Origin of the sequence: Sphingobium sp. CFD-1 (genome assembly GCF_024611115.1) — a bacterium.
GTDB classification, from domain to species: Bacteria; Pseudomonadota; Alphaproteobacteria; order Sphingomonadales; family Sphingomonadaceae; genus Sphingobium; species Sphingobium baderi_A.
Map to the genome: position 1 here is coordinate 80,089 of NZ_CP084399.1, position 17,342 is coordinate 97,430.

The window sequence follows — 17,342 nt, forward strand, 5'->3', positions numbered from 1 at the left end:
TGTCTCAGCTTTAAGAAAGAGGGCGTACCTATTGGGAATACGCAGCATGGCCTCATCCCCCTCAAACTTTCTTTAATATTTCCGAAAGGCGTGCCCTAGCTCGATAGAGGCGCGTTTCGACCGCCTTCTGGCTGATCCCGAGAATTTCGGCGGTTTCAGCTTCCGATTTCTCGTCGATCGTACGCAAAATAAGCGTGTCCTTGAGGGAAGACGGCAGGGCAGCAATCGCTTTCATTGCTTGCGCGAGCTGCTGTTCGGCCCCGATCGCCTGATCGGGCAGCGGTGCGTCGTCGGCGACGCCGTCCGCCTCGCCGAGCGGTAGGGCTAGGGCAAAGAAATTTCGAACCGCTCGCCGACGCCGCCAGTCATGGCATTTGTTGATGACAATCCGGGACATCCAGACCTGGAAGGGTCGGGTTACGTCATAGCGGTTGAGTGCGGCAAAGGCCGCGACGAAGCTCGCCTGGGTGACATCCAATGCCTCATCCATAGATCCGACATGGCTGCGCACGAGCCGGTGAACCCAACCTTGATGCCGGCGGACCAGCTCGCCATAGGCCGCTTGCCGGCCTCCAAGCGCCAGAGCCGCGAGCTCCCCGTCCGAGCAGTCGGGGAGGCACGCGGTCATTCGGATTTGGCCGTCAGCGCTTTCACCACGGCGTCGTCGAATTTGTCCGTCTGATCCGGGCGCAGCACGGCCCGCATCGCGAAGATATGCTCAAGTGTTTCTTTCTGCAGCGCGCCCATGGCCTGGTGCGAGCGATCCACCGCAGTTGCGACTTGCGGGCCATAGCCATGCTCCGCTTCGATCGCTTCCGCGAGACGCGCATTGTCGGCGCGCAATTCGGCCTCCAGCGCTTGACGCCGGATCGCGTAGTTCTTCTCGATTGTCTCGAGTCGGCTGTGTTGCGCTGAATTCAGCTTCAGATCGCGATGGAGCAGCTCGTGCAGCTCATTTTCGACCGGGCGCACTGGAACCACATAGACGCGGCCAATGACAACGCCAGCGATCGCCGCGGCGAAGGTCACCAGGACGAGGAGCAGGAGCCGGCGGCGGTCGCGCATCACTGCGAGCTCAGCAGCGTCGAGGGCGCAAGCGCGAGCCGAGCATCGAAGGGCGATAGCGGTTTGGCATCAGCAGACCGTGTCGAAACTGCCGAGCCGGCAATTCCGATGAACAGCGCGGTTGCGGCCGCGATGCCGAACGTCATAGCGCCAAGGCTTGGTATGGCCCGGATGCGCGCTATTTCCGCCATGACCCGGCTTTCCAGGCCGCCGAGCCTGGGATCGAGAGGCGCATCGCGCAACCGCGAGAGCAGGTGGTCAAGTTCATCCATGGTGCTTCTCCGTCTTCATCCATCAATACGCACGATGGTCCAGGAACCCTTGCTGTAGATTGAAAAGAATAATTGCGAGGGGTGGGGGCTCGGGCTGCGTATTGTCTCATGGGATCTACAGGAGAATGTTCCAATGCGTTTCTTTTCGCCTCTCGCAGTTATCGCCGCCGTCGGCCTGAGTGTTTCTGCTCCGGCCTACGCGCATCCCAAGCTTGTGTCCTCGACGCCCGCCGCGAACGCCAGCGTCTCGGCGCCGTCGCGTATAACGCTCACCTTCAGTGAAGGTCTGATGCCGAAGCTGTCGGGCGCCGAGATCGTGATGACCGGCATGCCCGGCATGCCCAACCACCGCATGGCGGTAACCGGCTTCAAGACGTCCGTCGAAGGCGACAAGACGCTCGTGCTGACGCTCGCCAAGCCGCTCATGGCGGGCAGCTATCAGGTCGCCTGGCACGTCGTCTCGACCGACACGCACCGCATCCAGGGCAATCTCGCCTTTACCGTCAAGTGACGCCATGAACGACGTGGCACTCGTCGCCGTCCGCTGGGCGCTCTACGTCGATCTCGGCCTGTTGTTCGGCCTGCCGCTGTTCGCGCTCTATGCGCCCGGCGGCGGCCGGATGGTACAGCGGCATCTGCCGATGGTAGCAATGGTGGCCGGTCTCGCCTGTCTCGCCCTCCTGCTGTCGGCGCTGGGGTTCGCGTTGCAGGCAGCGGCCATGACCGGGCTGCCGCTCACCCAGCCTGATCTTTCCATGGTCGCAGAGCTGTTCAACGGCACGTCCATGGGAACGGCGCTGAAGGCGCGCCTCGTCGCGCTCCTCGTTCTTCTGCTCTCCATCCCCTTCTATCGCCGGCAATCCCGTCCTGCCTTCATCGCCTCCACTCTGGCAGGCGCGGTCGCACTCGCGACCCTCGCCTGGAGCGGGCATGGCGCGGCCGGCGAAGGCGAGGCGGGCTGGCTGCAACTGGGGGCCGATCTCATCCATCTGCTCGCCGCGGGCGCCTGGGTCGGCGCGCTTGCCGCATTCCTTGCGCTGGTTCTTACCAGGCTCGCAACCGATGATCTCGCCACTGAAGACATGGACCGGGTCATGCTCGCCGAGGAAGCGCTGCGGGGCTTCTCCTTCGTCGGCACGATCATCGTCGCCCTGCTGATCCTGACCGGGACGGTGAACGGCTGGTTCCTGGTCGGCCCGGGCAACATCGCGTCTCTCGGGCAGTCGACCTACGGCCTGCTGCTCATCGCCAAGCTGCTGCTCTTCGCCGGCATGCTGGGCCTGGCCGCGCTCAACCGTTATCGCCTGACCCCGGCACTTGCGCAGGCGATCGAGGAAGAGGACGCGCCACGGGCGCAGGCGCTGCTGCGCGCGAGCCTCGTCGTCGAAGGCGGTCTTGCGATCGTCATTCTCGGGCTGGTCGCCTGGCTGGGGACACTGTCGCCACCCATGTCGATGTAGTTTATCGTTTCGAACGCCTCGCGTTGGGAGAAGCCAATGCAATCGTACACCCCGCCGCGCGGGACTGGATCGACGAAAGACTATGATCGCGCGATCCGCCTGTGGGCGCGGGAGAAGCGGTGGCGTGCCGCCATGCTTGCCATGCTGCGCCCGGATTGGCGCCTGGTAATCGCCGATTATGGCCGCCAGCACGGGTCTCATGCGGCTCGCCTTCCGCCTGACCGTGCAGCGGCTCGATGGCATCGACGATACCCAGCCCAATGCCGACGGCGTGCTCCCCGGCCTGATGGCGGCCAAGCGAACGGGCCCGCCGATTTGGCCACTTAGGCGATTACGTATTGACCCTGACACGGTGTCAGACCCTAGATCGTCAGGCGTCGAAAGGAGCGAGGCGATGAACGAGACACATGGAGCGGCGCATGGCGGCGGTTGCTGCGGCGGCCACGGCACCGCTAAAGCGGCGACCGGCGTCAAGGACCCGGTCTGCGGCATGACCGTCGACCCGGCGACCACGGCGCATCACGCCGAGCATAGCGGTGAAAGCTATCATTTCTGCAGCGCGGGCTGCCGGACCAAATTCATCGCCGATCCCGAGCGCTATCTCGGCCCGCCGACGCCGCCGGTCGCGGCGCCCGAAGGCACGATCTGGACCTGCCCGATGCATCCCGAGATCCGCCAGGACCATCCCGGGTCCTGTCCGATCTGCGGCATGGCGCTCGAACCCGCGACCGTGACCGCCGACAGCGGCCCCAGCCACGAGCTAGTCGATTTCACGCGGCGCTTCTGGGTCGGCCTCGTGCTGGCTCTCCCGGTGCTGATCCTCGAGATGGGCGCGCATGTCTTTCCCGCGATCCATCGCCTCGTGCCGATGTCTATCTCGGTATGGATCCAGTTCGTGCTGGCGACACCCGTCGTGCTGTGGGCGGGCTGGCCGTTCTTCGAGCGTGGCTGGGCCTCGCTCAAGACCCGCAACTTCAACATGTTCACCCTGATCGCGATGGGGACCGGGGTCGCCTGGATCTACAGCGTCATCGCGACGCTCGCGCCTCAGCTGTTCCCGCCGGCCTTCCGCGGCGAGGACGGCATGGTTGCCGTCTATTTCGAGGCGGCCGCGGTGATCACCGTCCTCGTGCTGCTCGGCCAGATGCTCGAACTGCGCGCGCGGGAACGCACCTCGGGCGCGATCAAGGCGCTGCTCAACCTTGCACCAAAGACCGCGCGCCGGATCGGTTCTGATGGGAACGAAGAGGAAATCAGCCTTGATCTGGTTGCGGTGGGCGACCGCCTGCGGGTGCGGCCGGGCGAGAAGGTGCCGGTCGACGGCGTAGTCGAGGACGGCCGCTCCTCGCTCGACGAGTCGATGGTCACCGGCGAATCCATGCCCGTCACCAAGGCAAAGGCCGACACAGTGATCGGCGGCACGCTCAACCAGACCGGTGCGCTGGTGATCGTCGCCGACAAGGTCGGCCGCGATACCATGCTCGCACGCATCGTCCAGATGGTCGCTGAGGCGCAGCGCTCGCGCGCGCCGATCCAGCGCATGGCCGATCAGGTGTCGGGCTGGTTTGTGCCCGTGGTCATCGCGGTCGCGGCCGTCGCGTTCATCGCCTGGGGCATCTGGGGTCCCGAGCCGCGCTTCGCCTATGGGCTGGTGGCGGCGGTCGCCGTGCTGATCATCGCCTGTCCCTGCGCACTGGGGCTGGCAACGCCGATGTCGATCATGGTCGGGGTCGGCCGCGGCGCCGGGCTCGGTGTCCTCATCAAAAATGCCGAAGCACTCGAGCATATGGAGAAGGTCGACACTCTCGTCGTCGACAAGACAGGCACGCTGACCGAAGGCCGGCCTGCCGTCACCCAGGTCGTGCCGGCGCCCGGCTTCGACGAAGCCGAGCTGCTGCGTCTTGCCGCCTCGGTCGAGCGGGCGTCCGAGCATCCGCTCGCGTTGGCAATCGTCGAGGCCGCGAAGGATCGCGGCATCGTCACGAGCGACGTCATCGACTTCGACTCGCCGACCGGGCGCGGCGCGCTCGGCACGGTCGAAGGGCGGCGCATCGTCCTCGGCAATGCGCAGTTCCTTGCCGACGAAGGGGTTGCGACCGATGCGCTCGCCAGCCAGGCCGACGCGCTGCGCCGGGATGGCGCCACCGCGATCTTCATCGGGGTCGACGGCACAGTCGGCGGCGCCTTCGCGATCGCCGATCCGGTGAAGGCCACGACACCAGAAGCGCTCGCCGCGCTCAAGGCGGAGGGCATTCGCGTGGTCATGCTGACCGGCGACAACCGCACGACCGCGGAAGCGGTCGCCCGACGCCTGGGCATCGACGAGGTCGAAGCCGAGGTGCTGCCCGATCAGAAGAGCGCCGTGGTCGCCAGGTTCAAGCGCGAGGGGCGGGTCGTCGCCATGGCCGGCGACGGTGTCAACGACGCCCCCGCGTTGGCCGCCGCCGACGTCGGCATCGCCATGGGTTCCGGCACCGACGTCGCGATCGAGAGCGCTGGCGTCACGCTGCTCAAGGGCGACCTGACTGGCATCGTCCGGGCGCGGCGGCTCAGCCAAGCGACCATGTCGAACATCCGCCAGAATCTCGTCTTCGCCTTCATCTACAATGTCGCGGGCGTGCCCGTAGCGGCGGGTGCGCTCTATCCGCTGTTCGGTATTCTGCTCTCGCCCATTATCGCGGCGGCGGCGATGGCGCTCTCTTCGGTGAGCGTGGTCACCAACGCGCTGCGCCTCAACCGGAAAGCACTGTGAACATCGGCGAGACGTCACGGCAGAGCGGCGTCTCTGAGCGGATGATCCGCCATTATGAAAAGATCGGCCTCATCCCGGCGCCGGCGCGTCGGGGTGCTGGCTATCGTGACTATGGCGAGCGCGACCTCCATCGCCTCCGGTTTATCGCCAATGCCCGCGATCTCGGCTTCCCGATCGAGGAGATCCGCACGTTGCTCAGCCTTTGGGCCAATACCGGCCGTGCCAGCGCGGAGGTGAAGCGGCTTGCCCTTGCCCGCGCCGATGAGTTTCAGCGCAAAGCCGAGGCGTTGACGGCGCTGCGCGACACGCTAATCGACCTGGCCGAGCGCTGCCAAGGCGACGAGCGGCCGGATTGTCCGATCATCGCCGAACTGGCCGCGGCCCGATCCGCATAGCATCCGGCATCGCACGGCCGAGAATTTTAGGGGTGCCCGTTTTCGGTCGATTCGTGCAGGTCGACGGCGAAAGCGATCCGCAACAGGTCGGGCAGGCTTTGCGCGTTGAGTTTGATCATCAGACTGGCCCGATGCAGCTCGACCGTGCGCGACGTGACGCCGAGTTCATCTGCGATAAGGCTATTTGGATAGCCTCGCGAAATTCCTCTCAGAACGGCCCGTTCGCGCTGCGTCAGTCTCGCGGCTTTCGAAAGAGCGTCGGCCTGTTCGGAGGCACGACGGGCTATACTCTCAAGCCAGCTGAAGCCGCGGTCGATCGCGCCGAGCAATGCGGCCTTCTCGACCGGTTTGGCGAGAAAGTCGGCAGCGCCCGCCTTCATCGCCTGTACGGCGAGCGTAGGATCGCCATTGCCCGTCAGCACCACGACGGGCATGTCGATACCGCGTCGCGTCAGCTCCGCCTGAACCTGCAGGCCGTCCATGTCGGGCATGTGCATGTCGAGAACCACGCAGCCTTTCTCGGCGTCCTCTGCGCTCAACAGAAACTCCGGCCCCGAAGCGTAGGCTTCTACGGCAAACCCTGCGGTCCGCAACGTGAAACTTAGTGCTTTTCGTATTGTCTCTTCGTCATCGACGATATGCACGACGCGCTTGTTCCCCATAGCCCCCGAGATCGATCAATACGCAGTGCCGCGAGGGCAGCGCTTCAAGGGATACTTCTCTGCACGTTGGACTATGGTCCCAGGTCAAGAGTAAAAATTTGGCGAGGCAAAACGGCGAAGGACAGCGAAACTGTGAGGGTTCGGCTACTCCGCTCACACCAATGCCGCGGTCGCTGCGGCTCATTGCCGGGTCTCTGCTCCGGACGATGCATGCGAGTTGCCCGCGCCGCCCTCGGCGCGATCGAGCCATCGCTACGCTTCCATCACATCGTCGACCGGCAGCGGGTTACTGGCGCCCGGCGGGCGAGGGGGGCGGGTTGGCCCTTGACGGCTGCGCGATCGGACGCCCAGGATAGCAGGGTGGCGCGCTTTACTTCGGGCTCAAGCTTCAGGTGCCCAGCAACGTCGAGGGGATCGATGAACGAGCGTGTGTGCGACACGACATATCCTCCTTCCCTGCCGCGATTTTCTCCGAAAGGGAGATCTCAGGAGATTGGTTCGGACTCGTTTAGGGTCAATGGATGAGGACGCGCACAGCGTTTGCCGGGCGTTCATTTCCGTCTTAGAACTGACGCGCAGCACGCCATTCAATCCGGTGGCGAACGGCCTCCGCGATCGCTGGCATGACGTCTATATCATTCGACGCATGTGCAACCGCGTTCGTGCTGACGATCCTTTCGACAAGCCCACCCAGAACCTGCGCTGCATCGCCGGCAAAAAGCGGATGCACGACCACGCAATCCGGTCGCGCGAACCCCATGCCGACCAGTTGGCGCGCCGCCTCGGTGAGGGTCCGACCGGATGAGGCGATATCGTCGACCAGCACCGGCTGGCGATCGAGAAACGCTGGGGCATTCGGAATCGAGATGGTGACGTGACGGTCGCCGGATCGGATTTTCTCGCACACGAGAAACGGAGCATCGGCATCGGCCGCCACCTGCGAGACCCACTGTTCGCTTTCCAGGTCCGGACCGATGATCAGCGGGCGAGCGACATTGCGCTTGATCCACGAGGCCAAAAACGGCGCGGCATGAACAACCTGGGTTGGGATGCGGTAGATTTCCGACAATTCATGGTAGCGATGGAGATGCGGATCGACCGTCACCAGCCAGTCGAGATGGCGAGACAGGATCGCAGCAAAGGTTCGCGACGTCACCGCCTCGCCGGCATGGAAGCGTATGTCCTGGCGCATGTAAGCGAGGTAAGGGGCGACGAGCCCGATCCTGCGAGCGCCAAGATCGCGCGCGGTGTCGGCTGCGAACAGCAGCGGCAACAGCTTGGCGTCCGGATGATCGAGACTGGACAGCAGGATGACCTCGCGGTCGCTGACGTCGTTTCCGACCCTGAGATAGGTTTCCCCGTCAGGAAACTGACGATGCTCGATCGTGCCGACCTCTGCATCGAGCGCGGCGGATAGCGGCTGTGCCAGGGCCTCGCTGCCAGACAGCGCGAACAGCACGGGACGGTTCATAGCGCTTCAATCCCGAAGATCGGCCCGTCGCTCACCGCATAGGCCGCCGCATAGTCGAGCTCGCCCGGGCTCTCGGCATGAATGCTACACAAGGGAGCCCCGGCATCCACCATCTGGTTCAGCCGACACTGCAGCGCGACGCCGGCGGCCTTGGCCATCGGCGCGCCGGCAAGCTTCGCGACCGTCGCGAGCTTGCGATTGTCGATACTCACCAGGCGGCCGCTATAGGGAGCGATCATATCCTGTTGGAACCGGGCGACCGGTGGAGCCCGCATGCCGCCCTGCGCTTCGCAGATACGTTGGAACTTGGCCCAGGCCCGGCCGCTTTCGAGGCACGCCCGCGCACGCGCATAACCTTCGCGGGCCGGGGCTGCGTCCGCGAGCTCAAGCAGTCCTCCCGCCAGCTCGCAGGCCCGGTGGGCGAGATCCTCGGCGCCCGGCTGCCCCTGGAGCACGGCAAGGATATCCTGCGCCTCGAGCGCCGGACCGATGCCCCGTCCGATCGGCTCGGCGCCGGGGCCGCGCATCACGCGCGTGCGAAGCCCGAAGGCTTGGGCGACAGAGCTCAGCGCCCGCTCGAGCGTGTCGGCGGCATCGGCGCCGCGTACCTTGGCGGTCGGCCCGACCGGGATGTCGATGACCAGATGGGTCGCACCGGCCGCGATTTTCTTGGACAGCACCGAGGCGACCATCTGCCCGACGGCATCGATATCGAGCACCCGTTCCACGCCGATGATCACATCGTCGGCAGGGCTGAGGTTGACGGCGCCGCCCCAGGCGATGCAGCCGCCTTCGCGCTCGACCACCTTGCGGATTGCGGAAACGTCGAGGTCGACAGGTGCCAGCACCTCCATCGTGTCCGCCGTGCCGGCCGGTGAGGTGATCGCCCGCGACGATGTCTTGGGCATGATCAGGCCCTCCGCGGCCATGATCGAGACGATGATCGGCGTGGTGCGATTGCCCGGCAAGCCACCGACGCTATGCTTGTCGACGATGACCGTTCCGGGCCACTGCAATCGCTCGCCGACATCGACCATCGCCCTGGTCAGGCTGATCGTTTCGTCCGTATCGAGCGGGACCGCTGAGCAGGCCGTGACGAACGCCGAGAGATGGACATCGCTATAGCGTCGCTCGGCGATGTCGGTGATGATCGCTGAAAAAGCCCCGTCACTGAGACGATTGCCATAGATGCGCCGACGCACTTCGGCGAGCGAGGCGAGAGGCTGGGCGTGCGCGATCTCGACCGGATCGCCATCGCTGACGCCGAGCCGCTGCCATGCGGATTCGGAGAGGCCGATCTCGCCGGGCGCTGGAGTCTCCGCGGAGCTGTGCAGCAGCGAGACGACGATTTCCCGCCCGCCGGCGCGCAGCGCGACCTGCGCGCGGGACGCAAGACCTTCCGAGCGGCAGACGGGACAGTCGTGGCGCATGACCGCGATCAGATCGCTTCCGGCAGCCGACAGGCCGATGCGGCGTGCCCGCAGCGTCGTCGCGACAGGCTCTGCTTCGGCGTCCTCGATGATCCCGGGCTTCACGCGAGCATGCCCCAGCTACCCAGCGCCGGTACGCTGCATGCCCAACCCAGTTCCTCCGAGACACGCTTCGCCAGGACCTGGGCGCCGGTCGGCTCGCCATGGGTGACATAGACGTGGCGCGGGGCCTCGTGCAGCGACCCGAGCCAGCGCATGAGTTCGTCGCTGTCGGCATGCGCCGAGAGCATCGTCAGGTTGGCGACCTCGGCTTCGACCGGGATATACTCGCCGTGGATCTTGATCGTCCGGGCGCCGCCGATCATGGCGGCGCCGCGGGTGCCCGCCGCCTGGAAGCCCGAGAAGAGGATGAGGTTCTTCCCATCCGGCGCGAAGCGCTTGAGATGGTGGAGCACGCGGCCGCCCGTTGCCATTCCACTGGCCGAGATGATGACCTTGGGGGTGGGGTTGGCGGTGAGTTCCTTGGATTCCTCCACTTCGCGCACATAGTGCGCGACGCTGCACGCCGCTTCGCACTCGGCGCGAGCCAGGCGATGCTCGTCCATGAAATCGCACATCAGCCCGCTCGCGTTGATCGCCATCGGGCTGTCGAGGAAGATCGGGATGTCGCGGAGGCGTCCCTGCGCGCGCAGACGCGAGAAATGATAGAGAAGCGACTGAACCCGTCCCACGGCGAAGGCCGGGATCACCACCGTCCCGCCTCTCTCGACGCATCGCTCGACATGATCTCCAAGCGTCTTTGTCGGATCGACCTGCTCGTGGCGCCGATCGCCATAGGTCGATTCCACCAGGACATAGTCGGCGCGCGCGGGCGGCTCGGGATCCTTCATCACCGCATCGCCGTAACGGCCGATATCGCCTGAGAAGAGGATTGTCCGCCCCTTCCAGTCGATCTCGATCGACGCCGCGCCGAGGATGTGGCCGGCGCGATGGTAGCGCACCCTGATGCCGTCCGTGACTGCATGCCACGCTCCGAACTCGATCGGGCGGAAGAGCTGCAATGCCAGACGCGCGTCGGCCTGGGTGTAGAGGGGCAGCGCCGGCTGGTGCCTGGAGAAGCCGTGCTGGTTGGCGAACTCCGCATCCTTTTCCTGCAGATGGCCGCTGTCGGGAAGAAGGAGCTCGCACAGGGCCGCGGTCGCCCGCGTGGCAAGGACGGTCCCGTCCCAGCCCAGGCGCGCCATGCGCGGTAGTGCGCCCGAGTGATCGAGATGGGCGTGGGTCAGCAGCACCTGGCCGACATCCGCGACTTCGGGTGGGATCGATGCCCAATTAAGGCGGCGCAGATCCCTGGGTCCCTGAAACAGGCCGGAATCGACCACGATCTGAGTTTCACCATCGTCCACCAGATAACGCGACCCTGTGACCGTTCCCGATGCGCCGAGAAAGGCAACGCCGAGACCATCGGCCGGGCGCTTGGCCAGATCGATCCTTGCTTCACGCTCGAAGATGGTCACGCGGGAATGGTGCCGTTTCTTTCTCTTTTGCATGGACGCGGGCCTGCCTCTCACGATTATGTTCGTGAGCGCAGCATTGGTTCGCGGACGCCGCACGCCTATACGCAAAATCCGCAGCACGACTGCTGCTCCCCGACAGCTGCGTCGCCCGAACGCCGATGGCCGATCCCATCGATCGCCTTACCCATGCCTGCGCGATGCCCGGGGGACTTCGGTCTCTACTTATACCTTGCTCCTTGGACTCGAGCCTATGCTGCCCGGACGTTGACCAGAAGAGGACGGCATATGGGCGAACATGACCATCGCATGCGCAAGCGCGGCAAGATCGTTCTGATCGGCTTCCTGCTCGTCGCTAGCTTCTTCCTCCTCACCGAGCATACCGCGCACTTCCTGGGTGTGCTGCCCTATCTCATCCTGCTCGCCTGCCCGCTCATGCACCTGTTCATGCACCGCGGCCATGGTGGGCATCAGCATGGCCATGAGCCCGGTCAGGCACCCGCCGGCTTACCGGCCAATCCCAACGGCCGCATCGAAGGAGAGTCGCGATGACGCACGCCGACTATGGCTATGGTCTGTGGGGGCTCGCGCTGGTTAACGCCGCCGTTTTCATCCTCTTTGCGTTCAGCTTCTTCAAGCCGGCAACTAAACGAGACTGGCGCAGTTTGGGGGCGTTCAGCGCTTTCATCATAGCGCTCTTCGCGGAAATGTATGGCTTCCCGCTCACGATCTTCGTGCTTTCGGGGTGGCTCCAGTCGTATTTCCCCGCTGTCGACTGGTGGAGCCACGATGCTGGACATCTCCTGGAGATGATGTTCGGCTGGCGAGTTAATCCCCATTACGGTCCATTCCACATCGCCAGCTTTGTGCTGATCGGCGTGGGTTACTGGCTGATCTCGGTTGCATGGACGGCCCTTCACTTGAGTCAGCGCAAACACCAATTGGCCCTTACTGGGATTTATGCCCGGATCCGGCACCCGCAATATGTCGGCTTCATTCTCGTCATGCTCGGCTTTTTGCTACAATGGCCGACCCTTTTGACCCTTGCTATGTTTCCGGTGCTCGTCGTGATGTATATTCGGCTGGCTCGGCATGAGGAAAAGGAGGCGCTAGCCAACTTCGGCGAGGTTTACCGCGATTATATGGCTCGCGTGCCCGGCTTCATTCCGAATCTGACAATCCATTCGCGTCGAAGAAGGCCATGGCGATCCTTGACGGGAATGGCTGATGTAATTGCCGGCAAGGTCAATGCTGACGTTCTGACTGGCCTTATTATTCGGACATCGTTACCCGACCTCACAGCACACTACTGCAGCAATCCCGGTTCGACTGCGCAATCATCTTGGGAGGGCAAGTTCGCCTTGCACGGGCAGATTCGGTGTGGAGCTGATGCCCGGCACTAGACGCAGAGCATCGCCGATCAAGGTATAGACGGCGTGGCGCTGGCCGCCACGGTTCCGATGGTCGACGCGATAGCCCTGATAATGTCGGCGGAGCAGGCCTGCATTCACCAGTTCGGAAACGGCGCGACTGAGATTACTCTTGCCGGCTGTGCGAATGCGTGCCCGCATTTCCTCCGCGATCACGCCGCGCCTTTTCTCCGGATCGCCGGGGAGCAGTCCGTTTCTAGCGAGGTCGCTCTCGACCCGCTCGGCCAGCGTAATGCTGCGCGGACCACGCTGGGCCATCGGGGTCAATGCGTCGCATAGCCAATCGCGCAGGGAAACGAGCCCATCGTTCCGCCTGACCCAGGGACCGGCGCTTCCATCTGGCCCCGCCACCTGGGCGATCAGGTTGAGCAGCATGAAGGCATAACGGGGCCGGCTCGATACGGTCGCCAGCGTCTCGAGCACGGCCGCGACATCACAGCCAATGGAGGGTTCAAGAGGCTTGCCTGCATGAAACATAACATGATGGAATCAAGCACAAAGCAGGATCAATGTGAATCCCAAATCGGCGGCCACAGACGGGTTGTCAGCTATGACACTTTGCCGGCGGATAAAGTGTCATAGGCGATCCATTCTAATCGTAGATTGTTGCGAATCGTTCTCAACTCATCCTGATAATCATGGCGCTCGCCGCTTAGGTGTGGACGAGCCGTCTCCTCGCGAACGAGCTTCCGTCGCCTATGGCGAACAGGATAAAAGACTGCGGCCGCCTTGATGATCTCACGCGCTTTGCGACGGACTGTCAGCGTGCTGAAACCCTTGGCGATCTGCATGGCACGATCGATGCCGCCGTGCGCGATCTTGGCTTCCGCTGGTTCACGCTGCTTCACAATATCGACCTTCGGCGCGGCGACGAGCAAAGCCTGTTCCTCACAACCTATCCGTCGGCCTGGCTCGAGGAAGTGCTCGAAGAGCGCCATTATCTCGAAGATCCCATCCATGCGGCCTGCGCACGTACGCCCTCTGGACTGGCCTGGGACCGTGTCGGCGACGTGCTGGAGCTCACGCCGCGCCAGCGAGGCATCCTTGACCGCGCCCGGGATCATGACCTTGCATCGGGCTACAGTTTGCCGATCCGGACCCCGGGCGAGCCCGAGGCGATCTTCACTGCGGCCCGATCACGCGACGAGCCGCTGAGTGCAGAAGAGGTTCTGACCGCCCGTCTGCTCGGCTCGGTCGCTTATGATCGGGCGCGCGAGCTGCTTGGCGAAAGGGCAGGGCCATTGGCCTGCGTCCCTCTCAGTCCTCGCCAGGTCGAATGCATCGCGCTCGTCGCGCAAGGCAAAAGCGACTGGGAGATCGGCCAGATCCTCGGCCTCAGCCGCGATACCGTGCACGAATATGTTGAATCGGCCCGCAGGCGTTATGGCGTGCGACGACGCACGCAGCTGGTGCTGCGCGCGGTTCGCGATGGTCATCTCAACATGGAAGCGCTGCTCTGATCTCGCCGGCCATATGATGATCGGGCTTGGGCAAGTTCAGGATTTCTGCGCTGTCGCTGGCGCGATCAAGGACGCTACGGCCTTGTCTGACCTGATGGCCGAAATCACGAAGGCCATGGGCTTTCGGCACTATGCCCTGGTCCATCATGTCGACCTGAAGCCTGCGGTTCGCTCGGTCCACATCGTCGACTATCCGCAAGACTGGGTGGAGCGCTTCCAGGCGAGACGCCTCTATGCGAGCGACCCGATCCACCGCGCCAGCCATCGCACCAATGTGGGCTTTGCCTGGTCGGCGGTTCAGTCGATCATCTCTCTGACGGCCGCCGATCGCTCGATCCTGGCAGAAGCCTATCCAATTGCGAGCGACCGGCACGATCGGCGCCGTCATCGACCTCATCAAAGGCCAGGCTCACATGCATCTGCCCGAGGCGGTGCTGGACCGCGAGCAACGCTTGGCCGACGCCGGACCCGAACCGGTCGAAGGCGAGTCTCGGAGGATCGCCCAGCTGCGAAGGCTACGGGACGTCGCCTACACCGAGCTGATGGCGGTGGATGCGTTCATCGATGGTCACACGCCCTTCGCCACCAAGCACGGCGTGAAGGGTGCGGAGTTCGAGAACGTGCTCGTCATCGTCGGCCGTGGCTGGAACAAGTATAATTTCGCGCAGATGCTGGAACGGCTCGACCCAGGCCCCCCGGCAGACAAGGTCGAATCCTTCGAGAGCAATCGCAACCTGTTCTACGTCGCGTGCTCCAGACCGAAGCGCCGATTGGCGCTGTTGTTCACCCAGATTCTAAGCGAGCTCGCGATGGCGAAGGTGACAGCTTTGTTCGGCGAGGCCAATGTGATCCCGCTTCCAGCAGATCCCGCGGGCGGGGCCGCGCCATGACCAAGGGAGAGGCACCACCGATGGTGACGATCGCTGCCTAAACGGACCACGATCTTAGCCAGATTTTCTCTTGGCTCGAAGCGGAGCCGCCGCGGGAGACAGCACCTCTCATCCCAACAACAGCATGATCGCGAAGAGACACAATGCCGGCGAGCTCATCGTCCTGAAGGCCGGCAACGACATCGCGGCTTTCGCGCTCGGCGCTTTCGATCTCATCGATATCTTTAAGACCAAGCCGCCGTTCAGACGGATCGGCATCGGCCGGACGCTGGCGCACTATTGAATCAGTCGAACTGCGGATACCGATAAGTAACCCCTTCCTATCCACTCATCACACGGGTGGGGTGATGTCGGCCCAGTAGATGACTTCTTCCAGGATATGCATGCTTTCGGGATTTTCCCAGCCCTCACGGTCGCTATCCCATCGCCCGATCACAGGGAGGTCAACCTCCCAGAGCAGCAAGCGACGGCCGTCTTTCCGGTCTTCCGGCAAAGTGCCGATCGGCTCCCAAGGGATGTGCTTGGCGGTGATCATGCAAGTTCCCTCGCTCGATTCCATTGGTCCCGCATTTAGCCCATCTTTGTGCAGGCACGAAACCCAGCTGGTTGCCAACCTGTCGGGTTTCGGCAGCCCGAGCAGCTTTTCGGTGCGCCTTCGGCTTTTGACGCCAGACTTCGGTGCGTGAGCCGCCACTCGCTTGTGCGATGCTGGCACTGATTTAACATAAGAAATATTATCAGTCTTTTATCGTTCTATTTCAAATACTTAGATTACTTGCTCATTCGCGGTCTCCGGCATCAACGCCCGTTGATCGTCCCCTCGATCGCCGCCAGACCCTTCATCAACGCCTCGAATTTCGGCGGCGCGGCCATGAACATCTCCGACATCGCGCCATAGTCCCGCTCAAGCTTCTCCCAAGTCGCGCCATCGGGCGACAGGCGCAGCGTTCCAACCACGGCGGTGTCATAGGAGGCCGACCTGTCCGCGAACATCAGGCTCTTGTTGTGCACGACCTGCTCGAGCAGATCGATCCGCCCCATCGCCTCGTTCGTGATGCCCGCCTGGTCGAGCATCAGCACGTCATAATAATGGCGCGACATGCCCTCGCGCAGCTTGCCGTTATGATGGAGCGCATGAAGGATCGTGACCTTTTCCCAGAAGGTCCGCGCAACGGCCAGCGTCGGCACCTCGGTCACCGGATCCGGCAGTTCCTCGGGAAAGTCTTCGGCCAGATAGGCAAGATCGGTCGAAGCGCGAACGGTTCCGTGTCGCCGCGGGCGCCAAATTCCAGCTTGATGCGCGGCTTGATGTAACCGCTTTCATCCGCGCCGCCGTAATTCTCGCCATAGGCGAGCCCGTAACCCGAGGTGCGCGGATAGACGAAGAGCAGCGTCTGCTGGTCCTTGTCGTCGGGATCGAGCGCCAGGCTCCAGCCCTCGGCCGTGCCGAGAGCGACTTCGATTTCGCGCGCCAGGATCGGCATGGCGACCGTGGCGACATAAGCCTGTGCCGCCGCCTTGAGCGCCTTGGTCCGGCGCTCGCGCTCCTTGCCGGTAATGTCGCTGTCCATCGGCGAGGCGACTTCGCTGAGCAGCGGCGCCGCGCGGCTGATGGTGAGGTCGATATCTTCGGAGAAGCGCGCGATGATCCCATAGGCTTTCGACAGCGAGGTCCCGCCCTTGAAGGTCATGTGACCGGCGAGGTCGGGACACATGACGAGGCGGCGTAGCGTCCAGCAGACCCAGAAATCCTTCTCGATGATGATCGGCGTCAGATCCCGCCGCGCCGCCGCTTCATCGATAAAGGCGCGCCGATCCTCGGCTGGTCTGCGTGCGAACTCATCCATTGCGGGCGGCGCCGATCTTTAAGACGACGTCGCCCATCCATCCGGGCATCTCGGCCCTGGCCTGGGCGAGCATCCGCATGTCGCGATCATCGAGGCGGGCGGCGAAGTGCCGGATCTTGTCGCTATCGATATTGTCCTTCCCCAGATGCGCGAGCGCCTGCACGACCGCGTTGACCGAGTCCGGCGCATTGTCGAGCACCGGTGCGCGGCTGTGCTTGAGCGTCAGGCTGCGCCCGCCCGCTTGCCTGACCCGGGTGCGGCCGGTCGTGGCATAGCTGGCCCGGGCGGGAACCTGGGTCGATAGCCCGAGCCTGTTCGCCGCCGCCGCGCCCGACGGTGCGAGCTTGTCCCCGCTCTGCGTCGAGAGGGCCTTGGCGACATTGGCGGGATCGGGACTGAGCGCACCGAGCTTGTCATGCTGGCGCGGATAGTCATAAAGACCCCGGCCGATGCGCCGGATGTCGCCGGCGGTCACGAGGCGCGACAGCGCCATGTCGACCGACCCACGCGTCCCGAAGTCGACGAAGCTCTTGGGCGTGAACACCCAGCCGCGGCCCTTGCCGCGCACGCGCTTCATGATCCGATCGGCTACCGCAGACACTGGCTGTGCTCCTATCTGTTAGATAATAACACGCTTTTTTCTAACAAGCTAGAAGCGCGTATCAGCGCCTAAATTCGCTATTTTCCAAGATAT

At 63.8% G+C, this 17,342-nt stretch carries 19 protein-coding genes and 3 pseudogenes; 10 read left to right on the plus strand and 12 right to left on the minus strand.

Annotated elements, in window-relative coordinates; all coding sequences use genetic code 11:
* Positions 1-61 precede the first annotated feature (61 nt).
* From LDB26_RS19740 to LDB26_RS19750, 3 genes are read right to left on the minus strand one after another with little or no spacing between them, the layout of a single operon-like run.
* A complete protein-coding gene (locus LDB26_RS19740) occupies positions 62-628 on the minus strand; it encodes an RNA polymerase sigma factor (RefSeq protein ID WP_007683367.1) in 567 nt (188 codons plus the stop codon).
* Entirely contained in the window at positions 625-1,065 is a 441-nt protein-coding gene (locus LDB26_RS19745; RefSeq protein ID WP_007683368.1) for a periplasmic heavy metal sensor, read from the minus strand. Before LDB26_RS19745 ends, LDB26_RS19740 begins: the two co-directional genes overlap by 4 nt.
* A complete protein-coding gene (locus LDB26_RS19750; RefSeq protein ID WP_007683370.1) occupies positions 1,065-1,337 on the minus strand; it encodes a hypothetical protein in 273 nt (90 codons plus the stop codon). Before LDB26_RS19750 ends, LDB26_RS19745 begins: the two co-directional genes overlap by 1 nt.
* Before the next feature lie 133 nt (positions 1,338-1,470).
* Between LDB26_RS19750 and copC the strand changes: the two genes are divergently transcribed.
* From copC to cueR, 4 genes are all read left to right on the plus strand, one after another.
* Positions 1,471-1,848: a copper homeostasis periplasmic binding protein CopC gene (gene copC, locus LDB26_RS19755; RefSeq protein ID WP_007683372.1), complete on the plus strand. Its 378-nt coding sequence runs from the start codon at positions 1,471-1,473 to the stop codon at positions 1,846-1,848.
* 4 nt (positions 1,849-1,852) lie between these two features.
* On the plus strand, positions 1,853-2,797 hold the full coding sequence (gene copD, locus LDB26_RS19760) for a copper homeostasis membrane protein CopD (protein ID WP_007683373.1): 945 nt from the start codon (positions 1,853-1,855) through the stop codon (positions 2,795-2,797).
* Between the two features lie 394 nt (positions 2,798-3,191).
* Positions 3,192-5,549, plus strand: coding sequence for a heavy metal translocating P-type ATPase (locus LDB26_RS19765; RefSeq protein WP_007683374.1), 2,358 nt, complete (start codon positions 3,192-3,194; stop codon positions 5,547-5,549).
* Positions 5,546-5,944 carry a Cu(I)-responsive transcriptional regulator gene (gene cueR / locus LDB26_RS19770; RefSeq protein WP_004212744.1) on the plus strand — a complete coding sequence of 133 codons (399 nt, stop codon included), beginning with the start codon at positions 5,546-5,548 and terminating at the stop codon, positions 5,942-5,944. The genes LDB26_RS19765 and cueR overlap by 4 nt, the downstream gene beginning before the upstream one ends.
* A 26-nt stretch (positions 5,945-5,970) precedes the next feature.
* Here the strand turns inward: cueR and LDB26_RS19775 are convergent, their stop codons facing one another.
* From LDB26_RS19775 to LDB26_RS19795, 4 genes are all read right to left on the minus strand, one after another.
* Positions 5,971-6,606 carry a response regulator transcription factor gene (locus LDB26_RS19775; RefSeq protein WP_007683376.1) on the minus strand — a complete coding sequence of 212 codons (636 nt, stop codon included), beginning with the start codon at positions 6,604-6,606 and terminating at the stop codon, positions 5,971-5,973.
* Between the two features lie 562 nt (positions 6,607-7,168).
* Complete coding sequence (locus tag LDB26_RS19785) at positions 7,169-8,077, minus strand: ribose-phosphate pyrophosphokinase (protein ID WP_009823969.1); 909 nt, start codon at positions 8,075-8,077, stop codon at positions 7,169-7,171.
* On the minus strand, positions 8,074-9,612 hold the full coding sequence (locus LDB26_RS19790; protein ID WP_007683378.1) for a thymidine phosphorylase family protein: 1,539 nt from the start codon (positions 9,610-9,612) through the stop codon (positions 8,074-8,076). Before LDB26_RS19790 ends, LDB26_RS19785 begins: the two co-directional genes overlap by 4 nt.
* Positions 9,609-11,057: an MBL fold/beta-CASP domain-containing RNA metallo-hydrolase gene (locus LDB26_RS19795; RefSeq protein WP_013849921.1), complete on the minus strand. Its 1,449-nt coding sequence runs from the start codon at positions 11,055-11,057 to the stop codon at positions 9,609-9,611. Before LDB26_RS19795 ends, LDB26_RS19790 begins: the two co-directional genes overlap by 4 nt.
* A 252-nt stretch (positions 11,058-11,309) precedes the next feature.
* On the opposite strand from LDB26_RS19795, the gene LDB26_RS19800 reads away from it, so the two are divergent.
* Complete coding sequence (locus LDB26_RS19800) at positions 11,310-11,573, plus strand: DUF2933 domain-containing protein (protein ID WP_007683380.1); 264 nt, start codon at positions 11,310-11,312, stop codon at positions 11,571-11,573.
* A pseudogene (locus tag LDB26_RS19805) lies at positions 11,570-12,241 on the plus strand (isoprenylcysteine carboxylmethyltransferase family protein); the annotation flags it as partial. The gene LDB26_RS19800 and the pseudogene LDB26_RS19805, both read left to right, overlap by 4 nt.
* A 117-nt stretch (positions 12,242-12,358) precedes the next feature.
* Here the strand turns inward: LDB26_RS19805 and LDB26_RS19810 are convergent.
* Positions 12,359-12,928 (minus strand): hypothetical protein, encoded by a 570-nt coding sequence (locus LDB26_RS19810; RefSeq protein ID WP_013039076.1) that lies wholly within the window; start codon positions 12,926-12,928, stop codon positions 12,359-12,361.
* A gap of 221 nt (positions 12,929-13,149) precedes the next feature.
* Here LDB26_RS19810 and LDB26_RS19815 point away from each other — a divergent pair, with 221 nt between their 5' ends.
* The 4 genes and pseudogenes from LDB26_RS19815 (at position 13,150) to LDB26_RS19830 (ending at position 15,084) form a co-directional block, all read left to right on the plus strand.
* Positions 13,150-13,911, plus strand: a complete 762-nt coding sequence (locus LDB26_RS19815; protein WP_007683383.1) for a LuxR family transcriptional regulator — start codon at positions 13,150-13,152, stop codon at positions 13,909-13,911.
* 115 nt (positions 13,912-14,026) lie between these two features.
* Positions 14,027-14,200: pseudogene (locus LDB26_RS19820) on the plus strand (autoinducer binding domain-containing protein); the annotation flags it as partial.
* 61 nt (positions 14,201-14,261) lie between these two features.
* Positions 14,262-14,801: pseudogene (locus LDB26_RS19825) on the plus strand (ATP-dependent helicase); the annotation flags it as partial.
* A gap of 124 nt (positions 14,802-14,925) precedes the next feature.
* The gene (locus tag LDB26_RS19830) at positions 14,926-15,084 is read left to right on the plus strand and encodes a hypothetical protein (protein ID WP_007683426.1); all 159 of its coding nucleotides are present in this window, start codon (positions 14,926-14,928) and stop codon (positions 15,082-15,084) included.
* A 48-nt stretch (positions 15,085-15,132) separates the two neighbouring features.
* Here the strand turns inward: LDB26_RS19830 and LDB26_RS19835 are convergent, their stop codons facing one another.
* From LDB26_RS19835 to LDB26_RS19850, 4 genes are all read right to left on the minus strand, one after another.
* Positions 15,133-15,336: a hypothetical protein gene (locus LDB26_RS19835; RefSeq protein WP_007683427.1), complete on the minus strand. Its 204-nt coding sequence runs from the start codon at positions 15,334-15,336 to the stop codon at positions 15,133-15,135.
* 263 nt (positions 15,337-15,599) lie between these two features.
* Positions 15,600-15,998 (minus strand): nucleotidyl transferase AbiEii/AbiGii toxin family protein, encoded by a 399-nt coding sequence (locus LDB26_RS19840; protein ID WP_009823951.1) that lies wholly within the window; start codon positions 15,996-15,998, stop codon positions 15,600-15,602.
* Positions 15,995-16,648, minus strand: a complete 654-nt coding sequence (locus LDB26_RS19845) for a nucleotidyl transferase AbiEii/AbiGii toxin family protein (protein ID WP_009823950.1) — start codon at positions 16,646-16,648, stop codon at positions 15,995-15,997. Before LDB26_RS19845 ends, LDB26_RS19840 begins: the two co-directional genes overlap by 4 nt.
* On the minus strand, positions 16,641-17,249 hold the full coding sequence (locus LDB26_RS19850; RefSeq protein ID WP_007688042.1) for a DUF6088 family protein: 609 nt from the start codon (positions 17,247-17,249) through the stop codon (positions 16,641-16,643). The genes LDB26_RS19845 and LDB26_RS19850 overlap by 8 nt, the downstream gene beginning before the upstream one ends.
* Between the last annotated feature and the right edge of the window lie 93 nt (positions 17,250-17,342).